The 25943-nt window shown below is 69.5% G+C and carries 23 protein-coding genes and 3 pseudogenes; 17 read left to right on the forward strand and 9 right to left on the reverse strand.

Annotated features, from left to right (window positions below; translation table 11 throughout):
* Positions 1-454 precede the first annotated feature (454 nt).
* The 7 genes and pseudogenes from ACTMTU_RS01525 to ACTMTU_RS01555 all read left to right on the forward strand — a co-directional run bounded on the left by ACTMTU_RS01525 (position 455) and on the right by ACTMTU_RS01555 (position 5858).
* Positions 455-1333, forward strand: a complete 879-nt coding sequence (locus ACTMTU_RS01525) for an alpha/beta fold hydrolase (protein WP_441261568.1) — start codon at positions 455-457, stop codon at positions 1331-1333.
* Positions 1334-1687: 354 nt separating this feature from the next.
* Entirely contained in the window at positions 1688-2119 is a 432-nt protein-coding gene (locus tag ACTMTU_RS01530; protein WP_441261569.1) for a hypothetical protein, read from the forward strand.
* Positions 2116-3405 (forward strand): TniB family NTP-binding protein, encoded by a 1290-nt coding sequence (locus ACTMTU_RS01535; RefSeq protein ID WP_441261570.1) that lies wholly within the window; start codon positions 2116-2118, stop codon positions 3403-3405. The genes ACTMTU_RS01530 and ACTMTU_RS01535 overlap by 4 nt, the downstream gene beginning before the upstream one ends.
* A 288-nt stretch (positions 3406-3693) precedes the next feature.
* Positions 3694-3885, forward strand: a pseudogene (locus ACTMTU_RS01540) (TniQ family protein); the annotation flags it as partial.
* Positions 3886-3954: 69 nt separating this feature from the next.
* Positions 3955-4362: a hypothetical protein gene (locus ACTMTU_RS01545; protein ID WP_441261983.1), complete on the forward strand. Its 408-nt coding sequence runs from the start codon at positions 3955-3957 to the stop codon at positions 4360-4362.
* Between the two features lie 662 nt (positions 4363-5024).
* Positions 5025-5657, forward strand: a pseudogene (locus ACTMTU_RS01550) (hypothetical protein); the annotation flags it as partial.
* Between the two features lie 45 nt (positions 5658-5702).
* Positions 5703-5858 (forward strand): hypothetical protein, encoded by a 156-nt coding sequence (locus ACTMTU_RS01555; RefSeq protein ID WP_441261984.1) that lies wholly within the window; start codon positions 5703-5705, stop codon positions 5856-5858.
* Positions 5859-5971: 113 nt separating this feature from the next.
* Here ACTMTU_RS01555 and ACTMTU_RS01560 read toward each other — a convergent pair whose 3' ends face one another.
* The 6 genes from ACTMTU_RS01560 to ACTMTU_RS01585 all read right to left on the reverse strand — a co-directional run bounded on the left by ACTMTU_RS01560 (position 5972) and on the right by ACTMTU_RS01585 (position 12226).
* Entirely contained in the window at positions 5972-7000 is a 1029-nt protein-coding gene (locus ACTMTU_RS01560; protein ID WP_441261571.1) for a LacI family DNA-binding transcriptional regulator, read from the reverse strand.
* Between the two features lie 78 nt (positions 7001-7078).
* Positions 7079-7399 carry an L-rhamnose mutarotase gene (locus ACTMTU_RS01565; protein ID WP_441261572.1) on the reverse strand — a complete coding sequence of 107 codons (321 nt, stop codon included), beginning with the start codon at positions 7397-7399 and terminating at the stop codon, positions 7079-7081.
* 65 nt (positions 7400-7464) lie between these two features.
* A complete protein-coding gene (gene rhaS / locus ACTMTU_RS01570; protein ID WP_441261573.1) occupies positions 7465-8550 on the reverse strand; it encodes a rhamnose ABC transporter substrate-binding protein in 1086 nt (361 codons plus the stop codon).
* Between the two features lie 70 nt (positions 8551-8620).
* On the reverse strand, positions 8621-9652 hold the full coding sequence (locus tag ACTMTU_RS01575; RefSeq protein WP_441261574.1) for an ABC transporter permease: 1032 nt from the start codon (positions 9650-9652) through the stop codon (positions 8621-8623).
* A complete protein-coding gene (locus tag ACTMTU_RS01580) occupies positions 9645-10700 on the reverse strand; it encodes an ABC transporter permease (RefSeq protein ID WP_441261575.1) in 1056 nt (351 codons plus the stop codon). The genes ACTMTU_RS01575 and ACTMTU_RS01580 overlap by 8 nt, the downstream gene beginning before the upstream one ends.
* Entirely contained in the window at positions 10697-12226 is a 1530-nt protein-coding gene (locus tag ACTMTU_RS01585; protein ID WP_441261576.1) for a sugar ABC transporter ATP-binding protein, read from the reverse strand. The genes ACTMTU_RS01580 and ACTMTU_RS01585 overlap by 4 nt, the downstream gene beginning before the upstream one ends.
* Positions 12227-12587: 361 nt before the next feature.
* Here ACTMTU_RS01585 and rhaI point away from each other — a divergent pair, with 361 nt between their 5' ends.
* The 7 genes from rhaI (at position 12588) to ACTMTU_RS01620 (ending at position 21590) form a co-directional block, all read left to right on the forward strand.
* The gene (rhaI, locus tag ACTMTU_RS01590; protein WP_441261577.1) at positions 12588-13754 is read left to right on the forward strand and encodes an L-rhamnose isomerase; all 1167 of its coding nucleotides are present in this window, start codon (positions 12588-12590) and stop codon (positions 13752-13754) included.
* Between the two features lie 71 nt (positions 13755-13825).
* Positions 13826-15871, forward strand: coding sequence for a bifunctional aldolase/short-chain dehydrogenase (locus ACTMTU_RS01595; RefSeq protein ID WP_441261578.1), 2046 nt, complete (start codon positions 13826-13828; stop codon positions 15869-15871).
* 167 nt (positions 15872-16038) lie between these two features.
* Positions 16039-17538 carry a rhamnulokinase gene (locus ACTMTU_RS01600; protein WP_441261579.1) on the forward strand — a complete coding sequence of 500 codons (1500 nt, stop codon included), beginning with the start codon at positions 16039-16041 and terminating at the stop codon, positions 17536-17538.
* 133 nt (positions 17539-17671) lie between these two features.
* A complete protein-coding gene (locus ACTMTU_RS01605) occupies positions 17672-18427 on the forward strand; it encodes a FadR/GntR family transcriptional regulator (protein WP_441261580.1) in 756 nt (251 codons plus the stop codon).
* Between the two features lie 171 nt (positions 18428-18598).
* The gene (locus ACTMTU_RS01610; RefSeq protein WP_441261581.1) at positions 18599-19366 is read left to right on the forward strand and encodes a (Fe-S)-binding protein; all 768 of its coding nucleotides are present in this window, start codon (positions 18599-18601) and stop codon (positions 19364-19366) included.
* Positions 19363-20964, forward strand: a complete 1602-nt coding sequence (locus ACTMTU_RS01615; protein ID WP_441261582.1) for a LutB/LldF family L-lactate oxidation iron-sulfur protein — start codon at positions 19363-19365, stop codon at positions 20962-20964. Before ACTMTU_RS01610 ends, ACTMTU_RS01615 begins: the two co-directional genes overlap by 4 nt.
* Positions 20961-21590, forward strand: coding sequence for a LutC/YkgG family protein (locus ACTMTU_RS01620; protein WP_441261583.1), 630 nt, complete (start codon positions 20961-20963; stop codon positions 21588-21590). Before ACTMTU_RS01615 ends, ACTMTU_RS01620 begins: the two co-directional genes overlap by 4 nt.
* A gap of 109 nt (positions 21591-21699) precedes the next feature.
* Here ACTMTU_RS01620 and ACTMTU_RS01625 read toward each other — a convergent pair whose 3' ends face one another.
* Entirely contained in the window at positions 21700-22029 is a 330-nt protein-coding gene (locus tag ACTMTU_RS01625; RefSeq protein WP_441261584.1) for an STAS domain-containing protein, read from the reverse strand.
* Positions 22030-22316: 287 nt separating this feature from the next.
* On the opposite strand from ACTMTU_RS01625, the gene ACTMTU_RS01630 reads away from it, so the two are divergent.
* Positions 22317-23048, forward strand: coding sequence for an SDR family NAD(P)-dependent oxidoreductase (locus tag ACTMTU_RS01630; protein WP_441261585.1), 732 nt, complete (start codon positions 22317-22319; stop codon positions 23046-23048).
* 112 nt (positions 23049-23160) lie between these two features.
* On the opposite strand, the gene ACTMTU_RS01635 is transcribed toward ACTMTU_RS01630, so the two are convergent.
* Positions 23161-23745, reverse strand: a complete 585-nt coding sequence (locus tag ACTMTU_RS01635) for a hypothetical protein (RefSeq protein WP_441261586.1) — start codon at positions 23743-23745, stop codon at positions 23161-23163.
* Positions 23746-24036: 291 nt separating this feature from the next.
* Here ACTMTU_RS01635 and ACTMTU_RS01640 point away from each other — a divergent pair, with 291 nt between their 5' ends.
* Positions 24037-24243: a hypothetical protein gene (locus ACTMTU_RS01640; RefSeq protein ID WP_441261587.1), complete on the forward strand. Its 207-nt coding sequence runs from the start codon at positions 24037-24039 to the stop codon at positions 24241-24243.
* A gap of 61 nt (positions 24244-24304) precedes the next feature.
* Here ACTMTU_RS01640 and ACTMTU_RS01645 read toward each other — a convergent pair.
* Positions 24305-24609 (reverse strand): annotated as a pseudogene (locus tag ACTMTU_RS01645) (PAS domain S-box protein); the annotation flags it as partial.
* A gap of 359 nt (positions 24610-24968) precedes the next feature.
* Here ACTMTU_RS01645 and ACTMTU_RS01650 point away from each other — a divergent pair.
* Entirely contained in the window at positions 24969-25883 is a 915-nt protein-coding gene (locus ACTMTU_RS01650; RefSeq protein WP_441261964.1) for a YceI family protein, read from the forward strand.
* Positions 25884-25943 lie beyond the last annotated feature (60 nt).

The raw sequence follows: 25943 nt of genomic DNA on the forward strand, positions 1-25943 counted from the left end.
AGTTCGGGAGTCACCTGGCGCGCGTTTTCATGATCAATGTCGATGGGAATCGATGTCACTGTGCCGCTGCGTCAGTGCTTGTCTGCGAGCCCGGATTCTCCAAGCCGTGCCAGCCAGCCGCCCTTTCGGCCTGAGATGTCCTGTCAGGCGCTGTTTCGGTCACCCTGACTACTCTCGAACACTCAGGGTCGGGCAGTCGGCGGTCCTGGTTACCGATCTTCGATGGGTGAGCTTCCCCCGGAGATGCGGAAGGTGTTGACAGAGGGTCAGAAGGGTTTCATGAGAGGAGCCCAGACGATGCCTGCCCCGAAGAAGTACCCGCTGTTGCGCGAGCGTGATGGAAACCGGTCGGTTTCTCAACGAATCCAAGGGCTGGGCCATGGTCACGCCCCTTCGGGCGAACCGTATCCGAATCACCTGTCCGCAGCAGTTCACACAAAGTAAGGCCAGCGAGATGCCCAGCCCAGAGCCACGTCCCACGATTCACATTCCGGGGACCACCAGCCACACCATCGCCCCGCGCGCAGGACGCCACAGCCGTGAGGGAACACTGCGCTACCTCAAGGCGGGCACCGGTGCTCCCGTGGTCCTGCTGCACACCGTGCGCACCCAGGCCGAGCATTTCCGCCACCTCATCCCCCTGATCTCGGACCAGTACACCGTGTACGCCTTGGACCTGCCGGGGATGGGCTACTCGGAGATCCTGCCCGGCGCCTCGTACGACGAACCGGCAATGCGCGCGGGCGTCAAGCGGCTCCTCACCGAACTGGACCTCCACGACGTGACGTTGGTCGGGGAGTCCATGGGGGCGGTGCTCGCCCTAACCTCCGCGGCCGATCTGCCGGAACGGGTACGGCGCGTCGTCGCGGTCAACACGTACGACTTCCGCGACGGAATCGCCCGGTCGAGTCTCCTCGCCCGCGTGGTTGTCAGCGGTGTCCTCATGGCGGGAGTGGGCCCGGTGATCGCCGGGGTGGAGCCCAAGGCCGCCCTCCGCAAGATCCTCCAGGGCGGCCTCGGCGACAAGACCGCTTTGCGGGAGGACTACGTGGACGAGCTCCTTCAGGTGGGCAGCCGCCCCGGCTACCCGACCGTCGCCCGGGCCGTGTACCAGAGCCTGCCCAGCCTCATCGCGGCCCGCTCGCGCTACCCCGATGTCAAGGCACCCGTCCACCTCGTCTACGGGGAGAAGGACTGGTCCCGGACGTCGGACCGGGAGGCCGACAAGGAGCTGCTGCCTGCCGCCGATTTCACGCAGGTGCCGGGAGCGGGCCACTTCATCGCTCTGGAACGGCCCGGCATCCTCGCCGATCTGTTGAACGCGGCGGCGTGACCGCCGCCCGACGTCCTGACACGCAAAGGAACGGTGCACGACCGAAGCGCCGTCTGTGTGGCAGTGGGTCGCATCGTCGGCGATAGTGGCTGATCAGGGTTTTGGCCTGATGCGCCTGGCGCCACCTGGGGACCCCGTCCTCGACGAGCCGCGCTTCCAGCAGCCCTCCGCCCGAGGCGGCAAATACGCTGGCCAGTGGGTGGTCCGCAGTGACCGAAGGGACCGCCGGCAGGTGTTCTTCCAGGACCCTGCCGACCACGAGACCTGGCACATCCTGCGCTGGCGAGGACTGCTCCGCCCGAGGGCGAGATTCCCGCCTTCTCCGACAAGACCGCCGACGCTCTCCTGGGACACGTGAAGGCGAACAAGATCAGGATCCACTCCGAGAGCGAGTTCCTGGAGCATCTGCTGGAGATCCTCGGCTCGGTCACGCCCGTCGACCAATGGCCCAGCCAGGCCGAGAAGAAGGCCGGCAAGAAGCGGCGCGTCGCCCAGGCCCGTGAGATCGCTCGCGCGCAGACCGCAGCGGCGGACCGCCCCACCGCGCCCGCCACCGCGGACGAGCCGTCTGCGGCTCGGATGCCTGCGGCCTGGGCAGAGCACGCCCGCATGATCGACCGGGCGGTCGACACCGACCGCCGCCGGCGACGGGAAGAAGCACTCGCCGGAACCCGGCCCCTGGCTCCGCCGACGCTGCACGAGGCCCTGAACCGGCGGCCCATGTTCCTGCCTCCGCCGCGCGACGACGCGGACGCCGAGACGACTGTCCGGGAGGACGACGCATGACCCGAGCCCTCTCCCACGGTGATCCGCTGGAGGGCCTGCCCTCACGGTCCAAGATTGCCGAGTTGATCCTGGGCGGGCACCCACCGCGGGACACCTACGTCGGCTGGCAGAGCTACCGATCCCGCCGCGGCATGCTACTTCCCGCTCCGGTGATCTCGCCGCAGCAGTGGAGGATGACCCCGGAGAGCCGCCGCGCGGACTATGACCTCTTTCGCCACCTGACGAACGCGAACCTCCCGCTGCAGGACACCCCCATGCACGACAAGGTCGGCAGGCTGATCCGGCGCCGACTGCGCGGGAACACGATGAAACAGGACGACCCGACACGCGCCGGTGTCATGGTCAGCGGCTGGGGCAACTACGGCAAGACGGCATCTGTCTGCTCGACCGCGGCCGTCTTCGAGGACCACTGGCTACAGATGCACAGCTACCTCAAGCCCGGAACTCTGCCGGGCACCCGTGACGTCCACGCGCCGGTTGTCTATGTCTCGACTCCGGTGACGGCGTCACCGAAGAGCCTTTGCGCCTCCATCCTGGGCTTCTTCCGCGCCGAGATGCGCAAGTCGGCGACTCTGCCGGAATTGGTACGGCAGGTCGCCGACTCGCTCCACGACCACGGCGTCAAGGCGGTGATCCTGGACGATGTCAGCCGGCTGCGGATGCACCGGGCCGACGATCAGGACGTCCTCGACCTGATCCGGGCCTTCATGAGTCTGGACGTCACCCTGATCCTGACCGCCGTCAACATCCCCGGCATCGGGCTGCTGCGTGAGTCCAAGTGGAACAAGAGGACCGGGCAGTGGGAGATGCCGCCACTGGAGTCGACCCGCATCCACGGCCTGGAGATCACGCAGACGGAGCACCGCTTCGAGCTCATCGAGCTCGACCGCTTCCGCTACACCACGCCGAAGCAGATCCAGGCGTTCGTCAACCACCTGGACGGGATCGAGCAGCACCTGCGGCTGCTGAACGCGAAGAGGGGCATGCTCATCGACGGCACCATGCCGGAATACCTGATGCGCCGCACCGGCGGCGTCGTCGGACTGCTCGGGCGGCTCATCGAGGACGGCGCCCAGGAAGCGATGGACAGCGGCAGGGAGGTCCTCGACGAGGACCTGCTCGACGAGATCGTCCTGCGCCGGGAAGAGATGACCGACGCCCCCGACGAACCCAGTTCCCCGCCCCCGGCACCCGCCGCCCGCCGGACCTCCGGCGCGAAACGCCTGCCTCGCAACACCGTGTTCGACGATCACGGACCACGCGCCGCCGAAGACAGGACGGGCTGACTCATGCCCGCGGCCCAAGCCCCGCTGCCCAGGAGCCTTGAGCCCCTGCCCGACGAAAGCCTGCCCGGCTTCCTTCTCCGCCTGACCCACCGTCTTGACCTGACTCCGCACCAGTTGGCACGGCGAGTCACGCTGATCCCCCAGATGATCCCCATGCCAGGGTCTCAGCGGAGCATCTGCTGATGATGCAGTCGGCTCGCCTGCACGCCTTCGCCGAAGTGACCCGGATGACCACCGCGGACGCCGACGCGCTGACGCTTCGGCCATACGCCGACCGCTACCCCGCCCTTGCACGGGCACTGGTCCGCCCGGGAAGCATTCCTCGCCCCCGACAGGCTGTCTCAGCCCTGGTTGCTGATGAACCATTCACGCTACTGCCCGGCTTGTCTCGCAGGCGATGGAACGCCGATCCAGGCCAGCCATGGCGGGCCCTGGAAGCGACAGTGGCGGCTGGCTGTCACCTTCGCCTGCCTTGATCACTGGACCTTCCTTCGCAGCGAGTGCCCGCGCTGCCGGCTGCCCGCACTCAGCGGCAGATCGGGGAGCCCCTTGACCTTGCTGCCCGCCGCCAACGCGCCGAGGCTTCACCCCGCGCAGTGCCGCAACTGGCTGGGCGGCTCTGGCAAGCGTGAAGTCTGCGGTCACCGCCTCGACGGCGCCGAGCCAGCCGCTGCGGCCCTGACCCCGGAACTCGCGGACCTGCAGACCGTCCTCCTGGACCTCCTGGACGGTGACGAGCCCGCAGAGCTCGCCTCCCAGCGGTTCGCCGATCTCCAGGTCGCCATCTCCCTGATCCAGGCGGGCTGGCCCGTCGCGGCCGAGCTCGCCCCCGCCGCGACCCGGGCCATTCTGGAAGCGCATCTCGCACCGCAGCAAGCAGGATGGTCACGGCCCTGGCCCAGCGACCGAAAGCGCAGGCTCTCCACCCGCAGCCGTTTGGAGCGCACCACCGGGTGACAGCATCGCGACCGCCGGTCTCCTCTTTGCGGCCTACCACCTGCTCGCTCAGGATTCATCCGGACCGCGCAGCGCGCTGCCCCAACTGCTGCGGAATCTTCCCACCCGCGACGATCTCCGCTGGGGCAGGACCTGGCACATGCTCTCTCACGAGGCTTCTCCCTCGCTCCGGCGCCGGATCGACCAGGTCTACCGGCACAGGCTCTCCGCCGACTGGATCCGGCAGGGGCCCCGACACTGCAGGCCTCCAAGGCGAATACAACCCAGAAGGTCTTCGCCCCTACCAACACCCTCACGGATTTCGGGATCGCTCTTGAGCACATCCCGCAGTGCCTCCCCGGCTCCTGGTTGCTGGCCGCCACCCTGGAGGAACCCGAGCGGGCCCTCACCAGCTACCGACTCCGGCGCGTTCTGCCCGTCCACCTGGTCCAGGCGATCAGCGATATGAACTTCCTGGAAGCCGCAGCGTTCCTCGGCATCCCCACGTCCTGGACTACCCGAAGCCGCCTGCGGATCAAGCCACTGGATCCCCATCGCGACCTCAAGAACCGAGACTTGCCGGCCACGCTGCGACTCTTGGCGCAGCACGTCCTCGGCCAGGAGAAGGTCGATTACCGGGCCCGCCGCATGCAGTTCTCCCGCTGGTCCATCGACGACAGGACATGGAACGAGCTCTGCCGACAACGCCCTCCAGGGCGAGGTCGGAAGCCGAACGAGCACACCCGAGAGTGCGCATCCGCCTTCGTCTGGAGCTACATCACGGGAAGCGAGTTCGCTCTCGCACCAGTCTTCCAGCCACCAATGCGGCCCCACGACCGAACACTCTCGCTAGATATGCCACACCCGACGAAGCTCAGGCGTTGGGAATCGCAAGAACCACCCGTCCCCGCCTCCTGGCTCTGCACGGCCCTCGAGGAACACGCCAGACAGGTGGTCGTCACCATCAGTCACGCATCGTGACCAAGACGGAGCCCGGCCCCGCCAACTATCGCCCTCAAGATCCGCCAACAGCTCCCTCCACCTGCCGGCGACCTGCACCGAAGAGAGCTTCACCCGCCAACTACGATCCTCGGTCACAATCCCTTCCCGCTGACCGAAGTGCGGCTCCTGGAGAGCCCCTTCCTCGCCAACATGCGGCGCACCTGCGCCTACCTCCTGTTCGTCGACACGGAGCGGCTGCACACCTTCCGTCTCAATACCCGGCCGTCGTCGGTGACCTCACCTCCGCCTCGGGTTCCTGCCGCACCCCGTACGGCACCGCGAGCACCGACTGGCAGCGCGACGGCGACCGCTACCGGCTGCGGCTGACGGTGCCCGCCGGCAGCACGGCTGAGGTACGCGTGCCGTTCACCTCGGGCGGCGTCACCGCCCCGGACGGGGCGGAGCTGCTGCGGACCGAGCAGGGCGAGGCGGTCTACGAGGTCGGCTCCGGTGACTGGACCTTCACCTCGGTGTACGCCGCCGGCAGTGATCTGTTGCCCGGGCAGCCGACGTAGTCGGCAGACGGAGCCGGACCGGGCGTCCGCCCGGTCCGGCTCCGTGCGTCCTTCCATCCGCCGGCGTCGCGACCGGATGCGTCGGCCGTGACCCGCGAAAATGCCCAGGGGCGTCAGCGCGCCGGCAGGCTCGAGCCGCGGACGACCAGCTCGGGCTGGAGGACCACGTGCTCGTGCCGGTGCTCGTCCGCCTGATCACCGGTCTCCTGGAGAAGGAGGCCGGCCGCCATGGCGCCCATCGTGCGGGCGGGCTGCCGGACGGAGGTCAGCGGAACGGTCGCCGCGGCGGCGAATTCGATGTCGTCGTACCCGACGATGGCCATCTCCTCTGGAACCTTGATGCCCGCCGTGTACATGAACTGGAGCACACCGAGGGCCAGCAGGTCGTTGGCGCAGAAGACGGCGGTGGGCCGTTCCGCCAGGCCCAGCAGCCTGGCGCCCGCGTCACGTCCGGCAGCCACGTCGAGGCGCTCGGTCGGCACCTCCTGGAGCGCATGGGGCGGCAGACCGGCCTGAGCCAGAGCGTCCAGCGCCCCCGTCCGCCGGTCCTGCACCTGCTTCAGGTGCGGCGGCCCGCTGATGAAGGCGATGGAGCGGTGACCGGCGCCCGTGAGGTGGCGGATCGCCAGCGCGCCGCCGGCGACGTCGTCCACCGAGACCGAGCAGCCCTCCGCGTCCCCCGCCACCCGGTCCACGAGGACGTAGGGGATGCCGTGCCGGCGGAACCTGAGCAGGCTCTGCCCGCTCGGGTCGGCAGGGGTGACCAGCACCCCCCGGACCCGCTGTTCGGCGAAGAGGTCGAGGTACTCCGCCTCCTCCTTGGCGTTCTGCCCGCTGTTGCACACCATGACCGCAAGTCCCGCGTCCCGGGCCGTTCGCTCGGCCCCGCGGGCGAGGTCGACGAAGAAGGGGTTGCCCATGTCGAGGACGAGGAGCGCCAGCACGCGGCTGCGCCCGGCCCGCAGTTGACGGGCGGACTCGCTGCGCACGTAGCCCAGCCGCGCGATCACCTGCTCCACATGACGCCGCGTCTGCTGCGAGACGCGGCTCGGTTGGTTGAGCACGTTGGACACCGTGCCCACGGAGACCCCCGCCTCCCGTGCCACGTCCTTGATGCCGACAGTCGGCATGGAGTCCGTCATGTGTGTCTCCTGCTGTTTCATCCCCGTCCTCGAATGGGTCCGACAGGGAACGTTCATCCTACGGAGCCAGGACCTGGATCACGCCAGATGGAACACTTCGGTGAGAGGACGCATGGCGGCGTCGGGCGCCTGTCCCTCGAGCTCCTCGAAGAACTCCGCCATTTCGGCCTGCCAGCGTGCGTTCACCTCGGTCGCCTCCATGGCCGCGCGGGCGGCTTCGAAGTCGTCGGTCTCCAGGTAGCCGACGAGCAGGCCGTCCTCACGCAGGAAGAGGGAGTAGTTGTGCCAGCCGGCTTCACGGAGCGCGGCGCGCATGTCGGCCCACACGTCCTGATGGCGGTCGCGGTACTCCGCGACCCTCTCGGAGCGGACCTTCAGCAGGAAGCAGACGCGTTGCATCGAGTCACCTTGCCGTCGGGTGCGGGGCCCCGGGAGTCCCGGGGCCCCACAGCCTGTCGTACGGATCAGAAGTCGAACTTGTCGATGTTGGACTTGTCGAACACGGTCGGCTCGCCCGGGGAGACGACGCCGTCCTCGCCGATGGTGAAGGTCCCCAGGTCACCGGCGGCGAGGGTCTCGCCCTTCGCGCCGGTGATCCGGCCGGATTCGAGGGCGACGGCGGCGTGGGCGGCGAGGGCGCCGAGCTTGGCCGGGTCCCACAGCTCGAACGCGTCGACGGTGCCGTTCTTGATGTAGGCGCGCATGTCGTTGGGGGTGCCCAGGCCGGTGAGCTTCACCTTGCCCTTGTACTTGGAGCCGGACAGGTACTGGGCGGCGGCCTTGATGCCCACGGTGGTGGGGGAGATGATGCCCTTCAGATCCGGGTGCTCCTGGAGGAGTCCCTGGGTCTGCTGGAAGGACTTCTGGGCGTCGTCGTCGCCGTAGGCGACCTTGACGAGCTTGATGTCCTTGTATTCGGGCTTCTTCAGTTCGTCCTTCATGAAGTCGATCCAGGTGTTCTGGTTCGTCGCGGTCTGCGCTGCGGACAGGATCGCGATCTCACCCTTGCCGCCGATCTGTTCGGACAGCAACTGGACCTGGGTGCGGCCGAGGTCCTCGGCGGAGGCCGGGGAGACGAACACCTGGCGGCAGTCCTTGTTGGTGTCGGAGTCGTAGGTGACGACACTGACGCCGTTCTTCATGGCCTGCTTCAGCGCGGTGCACAGAGCGCCGGGGTCCTGTGCGGAGACGGCCATCGCGTCGACCTGCTGCTGCGTCAGGGTGTTGACGTAGCTGACCTGACCGGCGGTGTCGGTGCCGCTGCTGGTGCCGACCTCCTTGTAGGTCGAGCCCAGCTCCTCCACGGCCTTCTTGCCGCCGTTGTCGGCGGTGGTGAAGTAGGGGTTGTTGACCTGCTTGGGCAGGAAGGCGACGGTGAGGTCCTTCTTGGTCTCCGCGTTGGGGTCGGCCTTGCCGGCGGCCGCGGTGCCGCCGTCCTTCGACGCGGAGTCCTTGGTCGTGCCGCCGCAGGCGGTGGCGCCGAGGGCGAGGGCCGTGACGGTGGCGAGCGCGAGAGTCAGGCGACGCGATCCGGCGGTGGGTGTGAACATGGGACGTTCCTTTACCTGTGCGGGAGGGAGAGCGGGGCGGGGCCGGCCTGAGCCGGGATGCGGCAAAGAGTTACGAGGACGGGACCGCCGGCGGTGGGGACGCGGCGGTTCTCCTGCGAGCCCGGGCCTGGGAGACCTGGCGGCCGATCCGGGGAGCGAGCACGGAGATCACCAGCAGGACTCCGGTGGCCACGATCTGGGACTGGGCGGAGACGTTCAGCAGGCTCATGACGTTCTGCAGCGTGCCGAGCAGGAACACACCGGCGATGGCGCCGCCGATCGTGCCCTTGCCGCCGTCGAAGTCGATACCGCCGAGCAGCACGGCGGCGATCACGGACAGCTCGAGCCCGGTGGCGTTGTCGTAGCGGGCACTGGCGTAGTGCAGGGTCCAGAAGACACCGGTGAGAGCGGCGATCGCACCCGTGGACACGAACATGGCCAGCTTGAGCCGCTTGACCCGGACGCCGGCGAAGCGGGCCGCCTCCTCGGAAGCGCCGATGGCGAACAGGGAGCGTCCGACGGGCGTGGCGTGGAGGAGGACGACGGCGATCGCCAGCAGCACGACGAAGGGGACGACGGCGTACGGGAGGAAGGTGTCCCCGAACCGCCCCGCTCCGAAGTCGAGGTACTGGGCCGGGAAGTCGGTCACGGAGTCGGAACCGAGGACGATCTGCGCGATGCCCCGGTAGGCGGCGAGCGTGCCGATGGTGACGGCCAGCGACGGCAGGCCGAGCCGGGTGACGAGGAGTCCGTTGATCAGACCGCACACCACTCCGAGCAGGAGGCACAGCGGGATGATCGTCTCGATCGCCATGCCCGCGTTCCACAGCGCGCCCATCACCGCGCTGGACAGGCCGGCGGTGGAGGCCACGGAGAGGTCCACCTCGCCGGACACCACGAGCATTGCCATCGGCAGCGCGATCAGGGCGATGGGCAGGGTGTTGCCGATGAGGAAGGACACGTTCAGCGCGTTGCCGAAGTTCTCGACGAAGGAGAACGAACAGATCAACAGGACGACCAGCAGCACGCCGACCGAACTGTCCCAGCGCACCGCGCCGCCGAGGCGGGAGAGTACGGGGGACTTGGCGGTGTTGTCAGGCATGACGGGCACTCCTCGTCTGTGCGGCCTTCTTGCGCAGGGCGCCGGCCACCCGCAGCGCCAGGATCCGGTCGACGGCGATGGCCAGCAGGAGCAGGAAGCCGTTGATGGCGGTGACCCATACCGAACTCACGCCCAGGGCGGGGAGCACACTGTTGATGGAGGTCAGAAGCAGGGCGCCCAGCGCGGCGCCGTAGACCGAGCCGGATCCGCCGGTGAAGGCGACGCCGCCGACGACGACGGCGCTGACCACGATGAGCTCGTACCCGTTGCCCGTGTTGGAGTCGACGTTGCCGAACCGGGCGAGGTACAGGGCGCCGGCGAGCCCGGCGAGAGCGCCGCAGACCACGTAGGCGGTCATGATGCGGGCCCGGACCGGAACACCGGCGAGCCGCGCGGCCTCCGGGTTGGACCCCAGGGCGTACATGTCCCGTCCGCTGCGGTAGCCGCGGAGGAAGTAGGCGACGACGACCAGGACGGCCAGGCTGAGCAGCGCGAGATAGGGCACCACCGAGATGCCGTCGTGCCCGAAGTCCACGAAGGTGTCGGGCAGATCGCTCGCGGTGATCTGGCGGGAACCCACCCAGATCGAGTCGATGCCGCGGATGATGTAGAGGGTGCCCAGCGTCACCACCAGCGCCGGCACCTTGCCAAGACTCACCAGCGCCCCGTTGAGCACGCCGAAGAGCGCGCCGAGGCCGACAGCCAGCAGGACCGCGAGGAGCGGGTGGCCGCCGTCCTGGAGAAAGAGGCCTGCGGCGAAGGCGGAGATGCCCAGCACCGAGCCGACCGACAGGTCGACGTTGCGTGTGATCACCACCATCGCCTGGCCGACCGCGACCAGCACCAGGATGGTCGCGTTGAGCATCAGGTCCTTGATGCCCTGCTGGGACAGGAACTCGCCGTTGGACAGCTGCGTGGCGCCCAGCATGAGCACCAGCACGGCGACGACCGCCAGCTCGCGTGCCTTGAACATCTTGTCCACGAGCCGCCGTGCGGCGACGGACTCGGGCGCGACCTCCTGTCGCACCGGCTCGACCGTCATGGTCATGCCGCCTTCCTCTCTCGGTCGGTGCGGCCCGTCGCGGCGGCCATCACGGTCTCCTCTGTCGCCTGCGACCGAGGTATCTCCGCGGTCAGCCGGCCCTCGTGCATCACCAGGACCCGGTCCGCCATGCCGAGGATCTCCGGCAGATCGGACGAGATCATCAGCACGGCCACGCCATCGGCTGCGAGCGAGGACAGCAGGCGGTGCACCTCGGCCTTCGTCCCGACGTCGATACCCCTTGTCGGCTCGTCCACGATCAGTACCTGGGGAGCCGTGGCGAGCCATTTGGCCAGTACGACCTTCTGCTGGTTGCCGCCCGAGAGTGTCCCGACGACGTCGGCCAGGCGTGCGTACTTCACCTGGAGCCTGGTCGCCCAGTCCACGGCGCGGCTGCGCTCGGCACGCCGGCTCATCAGCCCGGCCCGGGAGGTCGCCGCGAAGCCGGTGAGGCCGATGTTCCTCTCGATGGACATGTCCATCACCAGGCCCTGGGCGCGGCGGTCCTCCGGCACCAGGGCGATCCCGGCGGCCATGGCCAGGCTCGGAGCACCCGGAGGAAGTTTGCGGCCGAGCACCTCGATCTCGCCGGCGTCGAACCTGTCGACACCGAAGACGGCCCGGGCCACTTCGCTGCGGCCCGCCCCGACGAGGCCGGCCAGGCCGAGGATCTCGCCGCGGCGTACGTCGAAGGACACGTCGGTGAACACGCCTTCGCGCGTCAGCCGGCGCACGCTGAGGGCGACCTCGCCGATCTCGGTGACCTGCTTGGGATAGAGCTCCTCCAGATCGCGGCCGACCATACGGCGCACCAGACCGTCCTCGTCAAGGGCGGAGAGCGGCTCACTGGCGATCCGGGCACCGTCCCGCAGGGTGGTGACCCGCTGGCACAACTCGAAGATCTCCTCCAGGCGGTGCGAGATGAAAAGCACCGCCGAACCCTGCTCGCGGAGCGTCCTGACGACGCCGAACAGCCGGGAGACCTCGCTGCCGGTGAGAGCCGCCGTCGGCTCGTCCATGATCAGGACACGCGCGTCGAAGGAGAGGGCCTTGGCGATCTCCACCAGCTGCTGGTCGGCGATGGACAGGCCGCGGGCCGGCTGGTCGGGGTCGAGGGCGACACCGAGGCGCGCGAAGAGGTCGGCCGCCGCTTTCCTGACCGCACGGTGGTCCACCCTGCCCAGCGAGCGGCGGGGCTGCCGGCCGATGAAGATGTTCTCGGCGACCGACAGGTCGGGGAAGAGCGTCGGCTCCTGGTAGATCACGGCGATCCCGGCGTCGCGGGCGTCCGCCGGGCTGTGGAAATCCACCGGCTTGCCGTCGAGGAGGACCGTACCGGTGTCCGGACGGTGCACGCCCGCGAGAGTCTTGATCAAAGTGGACTTGCCCGCACCGTTCTCGCCCGCCAGGGCATGGGCCTCGCCCGCGTACAGTCGCAGGGAGACGTCGCGCAGGGCCCGGACGGCGCCGAAGGATTTACTCACTCCCTCCAGGGCGAGCACCGGAGTGGTCTCCGGTTCGGGATGAGTCATGAGTTCTCTCCAGTACGTGTGCCGAGCGGACACCCCGCTGTGAAATGTTTCAATGGGGTTGCCCGGAAGCTAGCTCCAGCGTGTCCGGGCAGTCAAGAGGTTGAGCCCCACGTGGTCGCCCGAACTCCCCGACGCGGAGCGGCCGAGGCGGTGGGAGACGGCTGTGAACTGCACGTTGCTACGCCGTGGGGTGTCCTGGGGCCCTGTGTGGCCAGGGGGCGGCATCGGGTTCGACAGGCGCGGCAGGAGTCCTTGACGGCAACTGCGTCAAGCACTAGCTTCAGCGGCATCCTGAATCGATTCAACGTCACTGGGTCTCTGGGCTCCCGCGACGGGGCAACTTGCGTATCTAGAGGTGGACATGCCTGACATCACTGCCGTGAAAGCAGCACTCGCCGGCCAGCGCGTCGAGACGCCTTCCTGGGGTTACGGCAACTCCGGAACGCGGTTCAAGGTGTTCGCGCAGCCCGGCGTACCGCGCTCGCCGCGCGAGAAGCTGGACGACGCGGCGAAGGTCCACGAGTTCACCGGCGTCACCCCCCGGGTGTCGCTGCACATCCCCTGGGACAAGGTGGACGACTACGCGGCCCTGTCCGTGCACGCGAAGGACCGTGGTCTGGAACTGGGCCCGATCAACTCCAACACCTTCCAGGACGACGACTACAGGCTCGGCAGTATCTGCCACCCGGACGCCGCCGTGCGCCGCAAGGCCGTGGCCCACCTGCTGGAGTGCGTCGACATCATGGACGCCACCGGCTCCAGTGACCTGAAGCTCTGGTTCGCCGACGGCACCAACTACCCCGGCCAGGACGACGTCGCGGCCCGCCAGGACCGCCTTGCCGAGGCGCTCCAGACTGTCTACGAGCGCCTGGGCGATGACCAGCGGATGCTCCTGGAGTACAAGTTCTTCGAGCCCGCCTTCTACACCACCGACGTCCCCGACTGGGGCACCGCCTACGCACACTGCCTGAAGCTCGGCGAGAAGGCGCAGGTCGTCGTGGACACCGGCCACCACGCACCCGGCACCAACATCGAGTTCATCGTGGCCCTGCTGCTGCGCGAGGGGAAGCTGGGGGGCTTCGACTTCAACTCCCGCTTCTACGCCGACGACGACCTGATGGTCGGATCCGCCGACCCCTTCCAGCTCTTCCGGATCCTGCACGAAGTCATCAAGAACGGCGGCCTGGACCCGGCCACCGGCGTGGCCTTCATGCTCGATCAGTGCCACAACGTCGAGGCGAAGATCCCGGCGATCATCCGCTCGGTGATGAACGTCCAGGAAGCCACCGCCAAGGCACTGCTGATCGACGCCGAAGCGCTGGCCGCGGCGCAGGCAGAGGGCGACGTCCTGGCGGCCAACGCCGTGCTGATGGACGCCTACAACACCGATGTGCGGCCCCTGCTGGCCGAGGTCCGTGAGGAGAAGGGCCTGAACCCCGACCCGGTCGCGGCCTACCGCGCCAGCGGCTGGCAGGAGCGGATCGCCGCGGAGCGCGTGGGCGGCGAGCAGGCCGGCTGGGGCGCGTAGCCGCCGTTCCGACGCCGTCCGCGTCCTCGAGCAACCTCCCTCGTCACCCCATCCCGAAGGAAAGAAGCATCATGGCCTCCGCCATTCACCCTGAAGTCGCCGGGCTCCTGGCGCGGTCTCACCGGCTCGGCTCCGACCCGCGCAACACCAACTACGCGGGTGGGAACACGTCCGCCAAGGGCACCACCACCGACCCCGTCACCGGCGGCGAGACGGAACTGCTGTGGGTGAAGGGCTCCGGCGGCGACCTGGGCACACTGAAGGCCGAAGGACTGGCCGCGCTGCGCCTCGACCGGCTGCGCGCCCTGAAGGCCGTCTATCCGGGTGTCGAGCGCGAGGACGAGATGGTCGCCGCGTTCGACTACTGCCTGCACGGCAAGGGCGGCGCCGCGCCCTCCATCGACACGGCCATGCACGGACTGGTCGACGCCGCCCATGTGGACCACCTGCACCCCGACTCCGGTATCGCACTGGCCTGTGCGGCCGACGGCGAGAAGCTGACCGCCGAGTGTTTCGGTGACAAGGTCGTGTGGGTGCCGTGGCGGCGGCCCGGGTTCCAGCTCGGCCTGGACATCGCCGCGATCAAGGAGGCCAATCCGCAGGCCATCGGCTGCGTCCTCGGCGGCCACGGTGTCACCGCGTGGGGCGCCACGTCCGAGGAGTGCGAGGCCAACTCGCTCCACATCATCCGCACCGCCGAGGCGTTCCTTGCAGAGAAGGGCCGCCCCGAGCCCTTCGGCCCGGTGACCGGGCGCCACGCGCCGCTGCCCGACGACGAACGGCGCGTCCGCGCTGCTGCCCTCGCCCCGCACGTCCGCGCCATCGCGTCCGCCGACTTCCCGCAGGTCGGCCACTTCACGGACTCCGAGACGGTGCTGGACTTCCTCTCCCGCGCCGAGCACCCGCGCCTCGCGGCCCTCGGCACGTCCTGCCCCGACCACTTCCTGCGCACCAAGGTCCGCCCGCTGGTCCTGGACCTGCCCGCCGACGCACCGCTCGAGCAGGCGGTCGCCCGCCTGGCGGAGCTGCACACCGAATACCGCGCCGAGTACCGGGCCTACTACGAGCGGCACGCCGTCGCCGGCTCGCCGGCCATGCGCGGCGCCGACCCCGCGATCGTCCTGGTGCCGGGCGTCGGCATGTTCTCCTTCGGCAAGGACAAGCAGACCGCACGCGTCGCCGGCGAGTTCTACGTCAACGCGATCAACGTGATGCGCGGCGCCGAGGCCGTCTCCTCGTACAGCCCCATCGAGGAGTCGGAGAAGTTCCGCATCGAGTACTGGGACCTCGAGGAGGCCAAGCTCCGGCGGATGCCGGCGCCCAAGCCGCTGGCCACCAGGGTCGCGCTGGTCACCGGCGCCGGCTCCGGCATCGGCAGGGCCATCGCCGGCCGGCTGGTCGCCGACGGCGCCTGCGTCGTGGTCGCCGACCTCGACGGCACGGCTGCGGCGACCGTCGCGGAAGAACTCGGCGGACCGGACAGGGCCGTCGCCGTGACCGTGGACGTCACCAGCGAGGAGCAGATCGCCGCCGCGTTCCGCGAGGCCGTCCTCGCCTTCGGCGGGGTCGACCTGGTCGTCAACAACGCGGGCATCTCCATCTCCAAGCCGCTGCTGGAGACGACGGCCAAGGACTGGGACCTCCAGCACGACATCATGGCCCGCGGTTCCTTCCTGGTCTCCCGCGAGGCCGCGCGCGTGATGATCGCGCAGAAGCTGGGCGGCGACATCATCTACATCGCCTCCAAGAACGGTGTCTTCGCGGGCCCCAACAACATCGCCTATGGCGCGACCAAGGCCGACCAGGCGCACCAGGTGCGGCTGCTGGCGGCCGAGCTCGGGGAGCACGGCATCCGCGTCAACGGCGTCAACCCTGACGGAGTCGTTCGCGGCTCCGGCATCTTCGCCCGTGGCTGGGGCGCCCAGCGGGCCGCCGTGTACGGGGTGGAGGAGGACAAACTCGGCGAGTTCTACGCCCAGCGCACGCTTCTCAAGCGTGAGGTGCTGCCCGAGCACGTGGCGAACGCGGTCTTCGCCCTCACCGGCGGCGACCTGTCCCACACCACCGGGCTGCACATCCCGGTGGACGCGGGCGTCGCCGCGGCCTTCCTGCGCTGACCCGAAGCCGCCCTGATGCCGGTGCGCCCGACGCGGCGGCATCAGGGCGCACCACGGGCCGGCGGCCGGATGCCGCATGCGGCTCTGTCCCGCCGGCGCCGCCGGCCCGCGATGCCGTGCCCTTCCTGTTCCTCACTCGTTGCCGCGCACAGCGGAGGTATCACCACGTGACCAGCACCCCGACCTCCTCGGGCTCTCCCTCCGCATTCGCCGCGGTCGACCTCGGGGCGACCAGCGGCAGGGTGATCCTCGGCCGAGTCGGGCCGGACAGCCTCGATCTGAGCGAGGCCCACCGGTTCCCCAACACCCCCGTCCTCCTGCCCGACGGGCTGCGCTGGAACCTGCTCGCCCTCTTCCAGGGAACCCTCGACGGTCTGCGGGAAGCCGCCCGCGCCGGCGGTGTGATCTCCATCGGAGTGGACAGCTGGGCGGTGGACTACGGGCTCCTCGACGCCGACGGCGCCCTCCTCGGCCCCCCTTACCACTACCGGGACATCCGCACCGACGGCGCCGCCGAACGTGTGTGGCCGCATGTCGGACCGCAGGAGCTGTACCGGACCACCGGGCTCCAGCACCTGCCGTTCAACACCGTCTTCCAGCTCGCCGCCGCCGCGGACACCGCCCAGTTGCAGGCTGCCCGCACCCTGCTGCTGATCCCGGACCTGCTGATCCACTTGCTGACGGGATCCGTCGGAGCGGAAGCGACCAACGCTTCCACCACCGGCCTCTTCGACGCACGCACCGGCACCTGGTCCGGGGAACTCCTCGACCGGCTGTCCATCGACCCCGCTCTGCTGCCCCCGCTCCGCCGCCCCGGTGACCCGGCCGGCACGCTCCTGCCGCACGTCGCCGCCGGTACCGGCCTCGACGCCCGGACCCCCGTGGTCACCGTCGCCTCGCACGACACCGCCTCCGCCGTCGCCGCCGTTCCGGCCACCGAGCCGCACTTCGCCTACATCTCGTGCGGCACCTGGTCGCTGGCAGGCCTCGAGCTGGAGGCCCCGGTCCTCACAGAAGACTCGCGGGCCGCGAACTTCACCAACGAGCTGGGCGTGGACGGCACTGTCCGGTACCTCCGCAACATCATGGGCATGTGGCTGCTGGAGGAATGCCGCAGGACCTGGGAGAGGCAAGGCCGGTCCGCAGACCTTCCCGCGCTCCTCGGCGAAGCGGCCCGCGCCGAGCCGTTCGGCGCGATCATCGATCCGGACGACCCCGAGTTCCTCACCCCGGGCGACATGCCGGAACGGATCCGGGACCACTGCCGCCGCATCGGCCGGCCCGTCCCGGACAGCCGAGGCGCCGTGGTCCGCTGCATCCTGGAGAGCCTGGCCCTGGCCCACCGCCGCACCCTGCGCCGGGCGGCCGAACTCGCCGGTCGCGACATCACGCACATCCACCTCGTCGGCGGAGGCTCCCGCAACGAACTGCTCTGCCGGTTCACGGCCGATGCCACCGGACTCCCCGTCATCGCCGGCCCCACGGAAGCCACCGCCCTCGGCAACATCCTCATTCAGGCCAGAGCGGCCGGGCTGGTGTCCGACCTGGGCGCGATGCGCCGGCTCATCGCCTCCACCCAGCATCTCCGGCGCTACACCCCGAGCGGCGACACCGCCGCATGGGACGCGGCTGCCGCCCGGCTCGCCCCCGCAGGCAGGAGCGTCTGATGCGCGATGCCAGGTCCGGCCTGCGTCGGTGCCTCCTCGTCGCCCACGGCAGCCGACACGTTCATGGTCGGACCATAGTGAAGCCGTGACATACGCTCGGACCCAACGACAAGCAGGTCCGGAAGGTGGGGCGATGGCAGCCGAATGGCGTCCCGTGCGGCAGTCACGGACACATGAGCTCGTCCTCGAGAGCATCGAGGAACGGCTGTTGTCCGGCGAGTTGAAGGCGGGCGACCGTTTGCCGCCCGAGCGCGAGCTTGCACCTGTCCTGGGGGTGAGCAGGTCCGCGCTGCGCGAGGCCCTGCGGGTGATGGAGACGATCGGCGTACTGGCCGCGCAGGTGGGGCGCGGCCCCGACTCCGGGGCGCGCATCGTCCGCAATCCCGACGACGCCCTGGGCCGGCTGCTGCGACTGCATCTGGCGCTCGGGAGCTACGACCTCCAGGACGTGCTCGAGGCCCGGGTCGTGCTGGAGCGGTCGAGCTTCGAGGCGGCGGCCCGCTCGGCGCCCGAGGAACTGCTCGCCGAGGCGGCGGAGATCCTCGACCGGATGCAGCGGGACGACATCGACGTGGCGGAGTTCAACGAACTGGACACGCGCTTCCACATCCAGATCGCACGCAGCTCCGGCAATCAGCTGATCTCCACGCTGACGTCCGCGGTCCGCGAGTCCGTGCGCACGCTGATTCTGGAGGCGGAGGAGGCGGACGGGACCTGGCCGGTGACCGCGGCCGCTCTCAACGCCGAGCACACCGAACTGCTGCGCCTGGTCCGCGCGGGCGAGGGCGCCCGAGCGGCCGATCTCGCCGAGCGCCACATCCGCGGCTTCCACGGCAAGCTCGTGAAGGACACGGAGACGACGCGGACAGAGGAGCCGGGGGCGGAGTAACAGCCGCGCCGGTCCGCCCGGGGGCGGTCCCTTCTGGGGGCCGGCCCGTCCGCCGCCCGGAGCACGGTCGACAGCGCACCAACGCATGGGGCGAAACTGCCCACTGCCAAAGACCAAATTATGGATTGTCGTTAGTATGGTCGGACCATACGAGATCGTGGAGGCCTTCCCGTGCGAATCGGACTCTTCGCCACCTGCCTCGGAGACACACTCTTCCCCGACGCGGTGAAAGCGACCGCGTTGCTGCTCAGCCGGCTCGGCCACGAGCTGGTCTTCCCACCGGGGCAGACCTGCTGCGGGCAGATGCACGTGAACACGGGCTATCAGCGGGAGCCCGTCCCCCTCGTGCGGAACTTCACCGAGCAGTTCGGCGACAGCTCCATCGAGGCCGTGGTCATGCCCTCCGGCTCGTGCGCCGGTTCCGTACGGCATCAGCACGAGATCATCGCCGAGCGGTACGGGGACGCGGCGCTGCGGTCCGGCGTCGCCGGCGTCAAGGCCAAGACGTACGAGCTGTCCGAGCTGCTGGTCGACGTGCTCGGTGTCGTGGACGTCGGCGCCTATTTCCCGCACCGGGTCACCTACCACCCCACCTGCCACTCCCTGCGGATGCTGCGCGTCGGTGACAAGCCGCTTCGGTTGCTGCGCGCCGTCGACGGCATCGACCTGGTGGAACTGCCCGAGGCGGACGCATGCTGCGGCTTCGGCGGCACCTTCGCCGTGAAGAACGCCGAGACGTCGACCGCGATGCTCGGCGACAAGGTCGCGGCGGTGACCGGCACCGGCGCGGCCGTCTGTACGGCGGGCGACTCCTCGTGCCTCATGCACATCGGGGGCGGGCTCTCCCGCATCAGGGCCGGAACCACGACCCTGCACCTCGCTCAGATCCTCGCCGCCACCCGTACCTCGCCGTACCCCCTGACGGAGGTCGCACGATGAGTCGCAGCACCTTTCTCGGCATGCCCGCCGCGCCGCCCCGCGCGCCGTACGGCGAGGGAAACCTGCGCGGGGAGCAGAAGTTCCCGAAAGCCGCGCACGGTGAGCTGCGCAACGAGCAGCTGCGAAGGAACCTGCGCAAGGCCACCCGCACCATCCGCGCCAAGCGGATCGCCGTCACGGCGGAACTCGACGACTGGGAGCAGCTGCGGGACGCGGGCTCCGCCATCAAGACCGACACGATGAACCGACTCCCGGAACTGCTGGAACAGTTGGAGGAGAAGGTCACGGAGGCGGGCGGCACGGTCCACTGGGCGCGGGACGCGGCCGAGGCCAACGCGATCGTGACCCGCCTGATCGCCGCCACCGGCAGCGAGGAGGTCATCAAGGTCAAGTCGATGGTCACACAGGAGATCGGCCTCAACGAGCACCTGGCCGATCACGGCATCACCGCCCACGAGACCGACCTCGCCGAGCTGATCGTGCAGCTCGCGGACGACAAGCCGTCGCACATCCTGGTGCCGGCCATCCACCGCAACCGGGACGAGATCCGCGAGATCTTCCTCAAGGAGATCCCCGGAGTCGACCCGGGGCTCGACTCCGTACCGGCCCATCTCGCGGCGGCGGCACGGGCGTATCTGCGTGAGAAGTTCATGACCACCAAGGTCGCCGTCTCCGGGGCGAACTTCGGCATCGCGGAGACCGGCACCCTCTCCGTCGTCGAGTCCGAGGGCAACGGCCGCATGTGCCTCACCCTGCCGGACACCCTGATCACCGTCATGGGAATCGAGAAGGTACTGCCGCGCCACCAGGACCTGGAGGTCTTCTTCCAGCTCCTGCCGCGCTCCTCCACGGGCGAGCGCATGAACCCGTACACCTCGCTGTGGACGGGCGTCACGCCCGGGGACGGCCCGCAGGACTTCCACCTGGTGCTCCTCGACAACGGCCGCACCGCCGCACTCGCCGACGCCGTCGGCCGTGAGGCGCTCAACTGCATCCGCTGCTCGGCCTGTCTGAACGTCTGCCCGGTGTACGAGCGGGCCGGCGGGCACGCGTACGGGTCGACGTACCCCGGTCCGATCGGGGCCGTGCTCACCCCGCAGCTGGCCGGCATGCACGAGGCGAAGGACGACCCCAATGCCTCCCTGCCGTACGCCTCCAGCCTCTGTGGGGCGTGTTTCGACGCCTGCCCGGTGAAGATCGACATCCCGTCGCTGCTCGTGGAGCTGCGACATCAGCACACCGAGCAGTCGGGCACGACTGCGGAGAAGCTCGCCATGAAGGCCGCCGCCGGCGTGATGGCCCGGCCGGGCCTCTACACCTCCGCGCAGAAGGCCGCCCGCCTCGGCCGAATCGCCGCCGGACGGGACGGGAAGATCTCGCGCCTCCCTCCGCCGTTCAGCGGCTGGAGCGACAGCCGGGACACCCCGGCGCCGCCCAAGGAGACCTTCCGCGCGTGGCTGGCGTCCGCCGAGGGCGCGAACGCGCTGCGCGCGGCGGCGCAAGGCGCGGAGAACCGAGCGGCCGGGCCCCGCCTGGCGCAGGACCGAGAAGAGCGGGACCCGATGACCGGGCACGACTCGACCGAGGAGCAGCGATGAGCGCACGAGAGACGGTTCTCGGCCGCGTCCGGGACGCCCTGACGCTCGCCCCCAAGCCGCCCGTCACGGTGCCGAGGGCCTACCGCACCGGCACCACCCTGCCCGACCAGGAGCGCCTCGCGCTGTTCACCGACCGGCTGGTGGACTACAAGGCGCAGGTCCACCCGTGCACCGCGGCAGGCACCGCCGACACCCTCGCGCGTGTGCTGCGCGAGCGCGGCGCCCGCACCGTCGGCGTACCGGCGGGGCTCGACCGGTCGTGGCTCGTAGCTTTCGACGGCACGGTCCAGGTGGACTCGGCCGACATCCCGGCGCCCCGCCTGGACGCGCTGGACGGCGTGGTGACCGGCTCTGCGGTGGCGTGCGCCGAGACCGGCACGATCTTCCTGGACGGCTCGGCCGACCAGGGCCGACGGGCCCTGTCCCTCGTGCCCGACCTGCATGTCTGCGTGGTCGACCTGTCCGCCGTCGCGGTCGGCGTTCCGGACGCCCTGGCCCGCCTGGTGCCGGCCCGGCCCACGACCCTGATCAGCGGCCCGTCCGCGACGTCCGACATCGAACTGGAGCGCGTCGAGGGGGTGCACGGTCCGCGCATGCTCGACGTGGTGATCAGGACGGACGCCTAGAGCCCTCCCAGGTCCGCGTGCAACAGATGTCCGCGAGGTTCAGATGGTCCGCCGCTGACCATCGCCTTCGCCGGACGACATGCGGCGTGCCAGGGTCGAGCTCCCCCGGTCAGACTTCGAAGGTTGCGACGGCTTCAGTGCCGACGTGATGGAGGATGCGCTTAACGCGGTGGTTCGGACGGTAGATGATCACCTTCGGGGCATCTGCGGCGCTGGCCGCGCGCAGCAGCGCGTACGCGCACACCAGGTCGATCCGGTCCAGAGCCCGCATGTCGAACAGCCACTCCCGGGCATCCCGCAGTCGCGGATCCTGCAGCTGTTCCTCGATGGCCCGTGCCGCCGAGGAGTGCAGGACGCCGTGGAACGTCAAGATCGCGCGTTCGCCTTCCCAAGAGATCGCGAGGGGGAGCCGTCGTCCGGGGGTAGCAAAAGTGGGCATGCTGGTCGCTCCGATACGAGAGAAACGTCGACGCCGCTTTAGGTGTGATTGCGTCTTGTATCAGGCATACGCCTCGAAAGTGAATGAATGGCTGCTTTCATGTTAAGGACATGGTGGCCGCCGCACGCGCACAGCCGGGAGCCGGCCGGTGTGAGTACGGCAAGGCGGCCTGCGCCGCCCGGGCGGATGGCAGTGACGGGGTGTCCAGGCGCAGTGCGTCGGCGGCCTGCGAGCGCGGTGCGGCTGCGGGGTCCAAGTGATCGAACTTCGATGAAGTAGGGAATCTCATGCTGCTGGAGAACAAGACCGCCATCGTCTACGGCGGCGCTGGAGCGATCGGCTCCGCCGTCGCCCGCGTCTTCGCCGGCGAAGGCGCCACGGTCCACTTGGTCGGGCGGACGCACGCACCTCTGGCGGAGCTGGCCGGCACCATCGCCGAATCCGGGGGTCGCGTCGAGGTCGCCACCCTCGACGCGACTGACCGCGCCGCGGTCGAGCAGCACGCCGACGCCGTCGCCCGGCACTCCGCGGGGATCGATATCGCCTTCAACGCCACTTCCAACGACGACCTGCACGGCACCCCGCTGGTCGACATGGCCGACGAAGACGTGCTGCGCCCCGTCATCAAGGCAGTCACCACCCACTTGACTCTGGCCACGGCCGTCGCCCGCCATATGATCCCCCGCCACACCGGCGTGATCCTGGCCATGGGGGGCGGCCGAGAAGCCATCCCTGGCCTCGGCGGCTCCCATATCGCCTGGTCCGCCCTCTCCGGTCTGTGCCGCCAGCTCGCCGGCGAACTCGGCCCGCACGGCATCCGGGCAGCCTGGCTGCTCTCTCCCGGCTCGCCCGATCCGTCCAGCCCGCCGGAGGACGACCCTGAGGCGTCCGTGACTCTGCTCCACCGTCGGCCCCGTCTCGAAGACGTCGCCTACGCCGCGGCCTTCCTCGCCTCCGACCGTGCGCCGACCATGACCGCCACAGAGGTCAATGTCACCGGCGGCGCCGTCATCGACTGAACGCACTCAGAAGGTGGTTGTGGCGCTGCGCCTCCCGGGCAGCTGGTCGAGAACGCCGCGCCTGTGCGGTTCCCCGCGCCCTGGCGGACCGCTGACCGTGCGGCTCCGGCTTTCAGCCGAAGATGTCCAGGAGGTCCGGCCAGGAGCCGTCGTCGGCTGGGCGGGCCCGCATCGGGCGCGGCTCCGGGTAGGTTGCCGTTGCGGCCCTCGCGCGGACGATCTCCGGCCCGCCGCACGCAGCGACCGCGAAGGCGCCGAAAACCTTGGCGAACGCGGCCGGGTCGCGAAACTCCACGCCGAATGCCCGGCCGTCCTGCAGCGGCACCCACACCACCCGGTCGAACCGTGTCCATTCCCGCACCGGCTGGTCGTCCGCGGTCGACCGCCCCTCCAGCCACAGCCGCGCCACGTGCAGCAGGTTCACTTTCTCCATCGGCAGCCGCTTGCGCCGTACCCGCAGTTCACGCGTCGTCAGCTCGACGAGCTGGTCCTTCTTCGGATACCAGACGACGCCGATCCCGAACGGCACCCACAGCAGGATCCCGATCAACGGCCAGACCAGAGCGTCGCCCCACGATCGGAGCAGCCCGCCGTCCAGCAGGTACAGGGCCCCGAATACGAGAACCCACTTCGCCGTCATCCGCCAGAACCCGGTGCCCTGCCGGTACAGGACCCGCCGCTTCGTCGCCATCGTCATGCCCGCACGCTAACCGCCGCACCGCAGCTCCCGACAAGGCCGGCTGCCCGTCAACTTCACTGGACTTCGGTGAGAACGCTCAACCTTCACTGCGACAGGACATGAGCACCGGACCTTTCCCATGCCGCACTTCCCGCGCAGGCCGCCTGGGACCGCGCGGCGTTCGCCGACGAGATCCGCGGCGACGTCAACCGGATCCTGGGCGTCGCCCTCGCCGAGGAGACCGGCGGCCGCCCCGCGTCGGGCGCGTGGTCGTACTGGTTCGAGAACGACGACCTCAGTGTGCGCCTGGTGGTCGCCGACCCCGAGGGGGGCGGCCCGCTGGACAGGGCCCCGGCCCACGTCGTCCCCGTGTCCCGTTCCGCGGACGTGGAGACCTGGCAGCTCGCGGAGAGGCTGTACGACGGCCTCGACGCGCTGGGCAGGTATCTGCTGATCGCCCTGGAGGACGAGGGCATGCCCGTCGCCTCGAACTTCGACGTCGGGGACGACTGGTGAGACGCGGGGACGCGGCACGGTGAGGCGCCGGCCATGAGCGGTGCCGGGGCGCGGCGCCTCACAGGTTGGTCCACAGGACGGTGCCGTCGCTGCGGTAGAACGGCTTCTCCACGCGGAAGTGCTCGCGTTCGCCGCGCACCAGCTCGCCGTAGAGCTTCCAGACGTGGGGCGCGTCCTCGGGATGGACCCACTCGGTGACGTTGCGGCCCCGCACGAGGTGCTCCAGCCCGCCGAACATCCGGGTGAGGGCCTCGTCGACTCGAGGACGTTGCCCTCCAGGTCGGCGATGCCGATGCCGATGGCGGCGTCCTCGAAGACGGCGCGGAAGCGCGCCTCGGTGGCGTGCAGGGCCTGTTCGGCGAAGGTCATGGCCGGTCGGGAGGCGCTGACTGCCGTCTGTGCCGGTTCCGTGGTGAGACCGCAGACCGTTTGTGAACATCGCGATCCCCTTCCGTGCCCTTCGCCACAGCACTGCTGCAAAGCGACGAAGCCGAGGGGCGGCGATATGGCCCGTCCTTGTACTGATTTGTGACCCCGCATGCAACGACACGGGGTTGGACAGCACCGACACCGGGGCGAATCACCCGCACGTGGACGGCTTTATGATCGTCAACGAACAAATGAGTCTGCGTCGTTCGTCCTGTCGCCGACGGCCCTTGGCGACCGCAAATGCAACGGGCTGGGCGGCCGCGCGACAGTGACGCATGCGAAGAAGGGTGAACTCCATGGCCTTCGGCCTGCTCCGACGCCGGCGTTCCCGTGGCACCTCCGGTGCGGGACCGAGCATCTCGGTCCCCCTGCCACCCGATGCCGGGGGGTTCGGCCTCGAGGTCGTCGATCCCATGGGGCAGCCCATGGGCGGAGCCAAGATCACCGTGACCGCCCTGGACAGCCACCGGGTTGCGACGCGTGGCACCACGGATCCCCACGGCTACTTCATAGCGACGCTGCCACCAGGCTCCTACAGCGTGATGACCGCGGCCGAGGGCCTGTCTCCGGCCCGTGAGAACCTCGAGATCGCGGCCGGGGCGGCTCTGTCACCGGTACGCATCGCGCTCGAGCCCGCCCGCCGGCTGGAACTTCCGACAGCCGGAACATGGCTGTTCGACCCCCCGCACACCGCGATCCGGTTCATTGCCAAGCACGTCGGCATGGCCCATGTACACGGCCGCTTCACCCGCTTCCAGGGCGGCATCCACATCGCACCGAACATGGCCGACTCGCAGGTCTCGGTGCGCATCGACGCCTCCAGCATCACCACGGGCAACAACACCCGCGACAACCACCTGCGTTCCGCCGACTTCCTGGACGTCGAACGCTATCCCTACATCGACTTCACCAGCACCCGGTTCGCCCATCGCGGCGGCTCCAAGTGGACCCTGCACGGCACGCTTACGATGCACGGCACCAGCCGCTCCGTCGGCCTCGACACGACCTACCTCGGGACGGTCAACGGAGGCTACGACCAGGAACTGCGCTGCGCAGCTCTCGCGAAGGCGGAGCTCCACCGTGAGCACTTCACCCTCAACTGGCGCTCCATGCTGGCCCGTGGCATCGCGGTTGTCGGTCCGACGGTCCAACTGGAGCTGGACGTACAGGCGATGTACCGCACCCACGACACACCCACGCCCCCGGAGTAGGTCTCACGGGAAGGTGCCTGACGTGGGGCCGAGGTCCGCCAGGCACCTTCGGATCGGTCG

This window comes from Streptomyces sp. OZ13 (assembly GCF_052068155.1).
GTDB lineage: Bacteria > Actinomycetota > Actinomycetes > Streptomycetales > Streptomycetaceae > Streptomyces.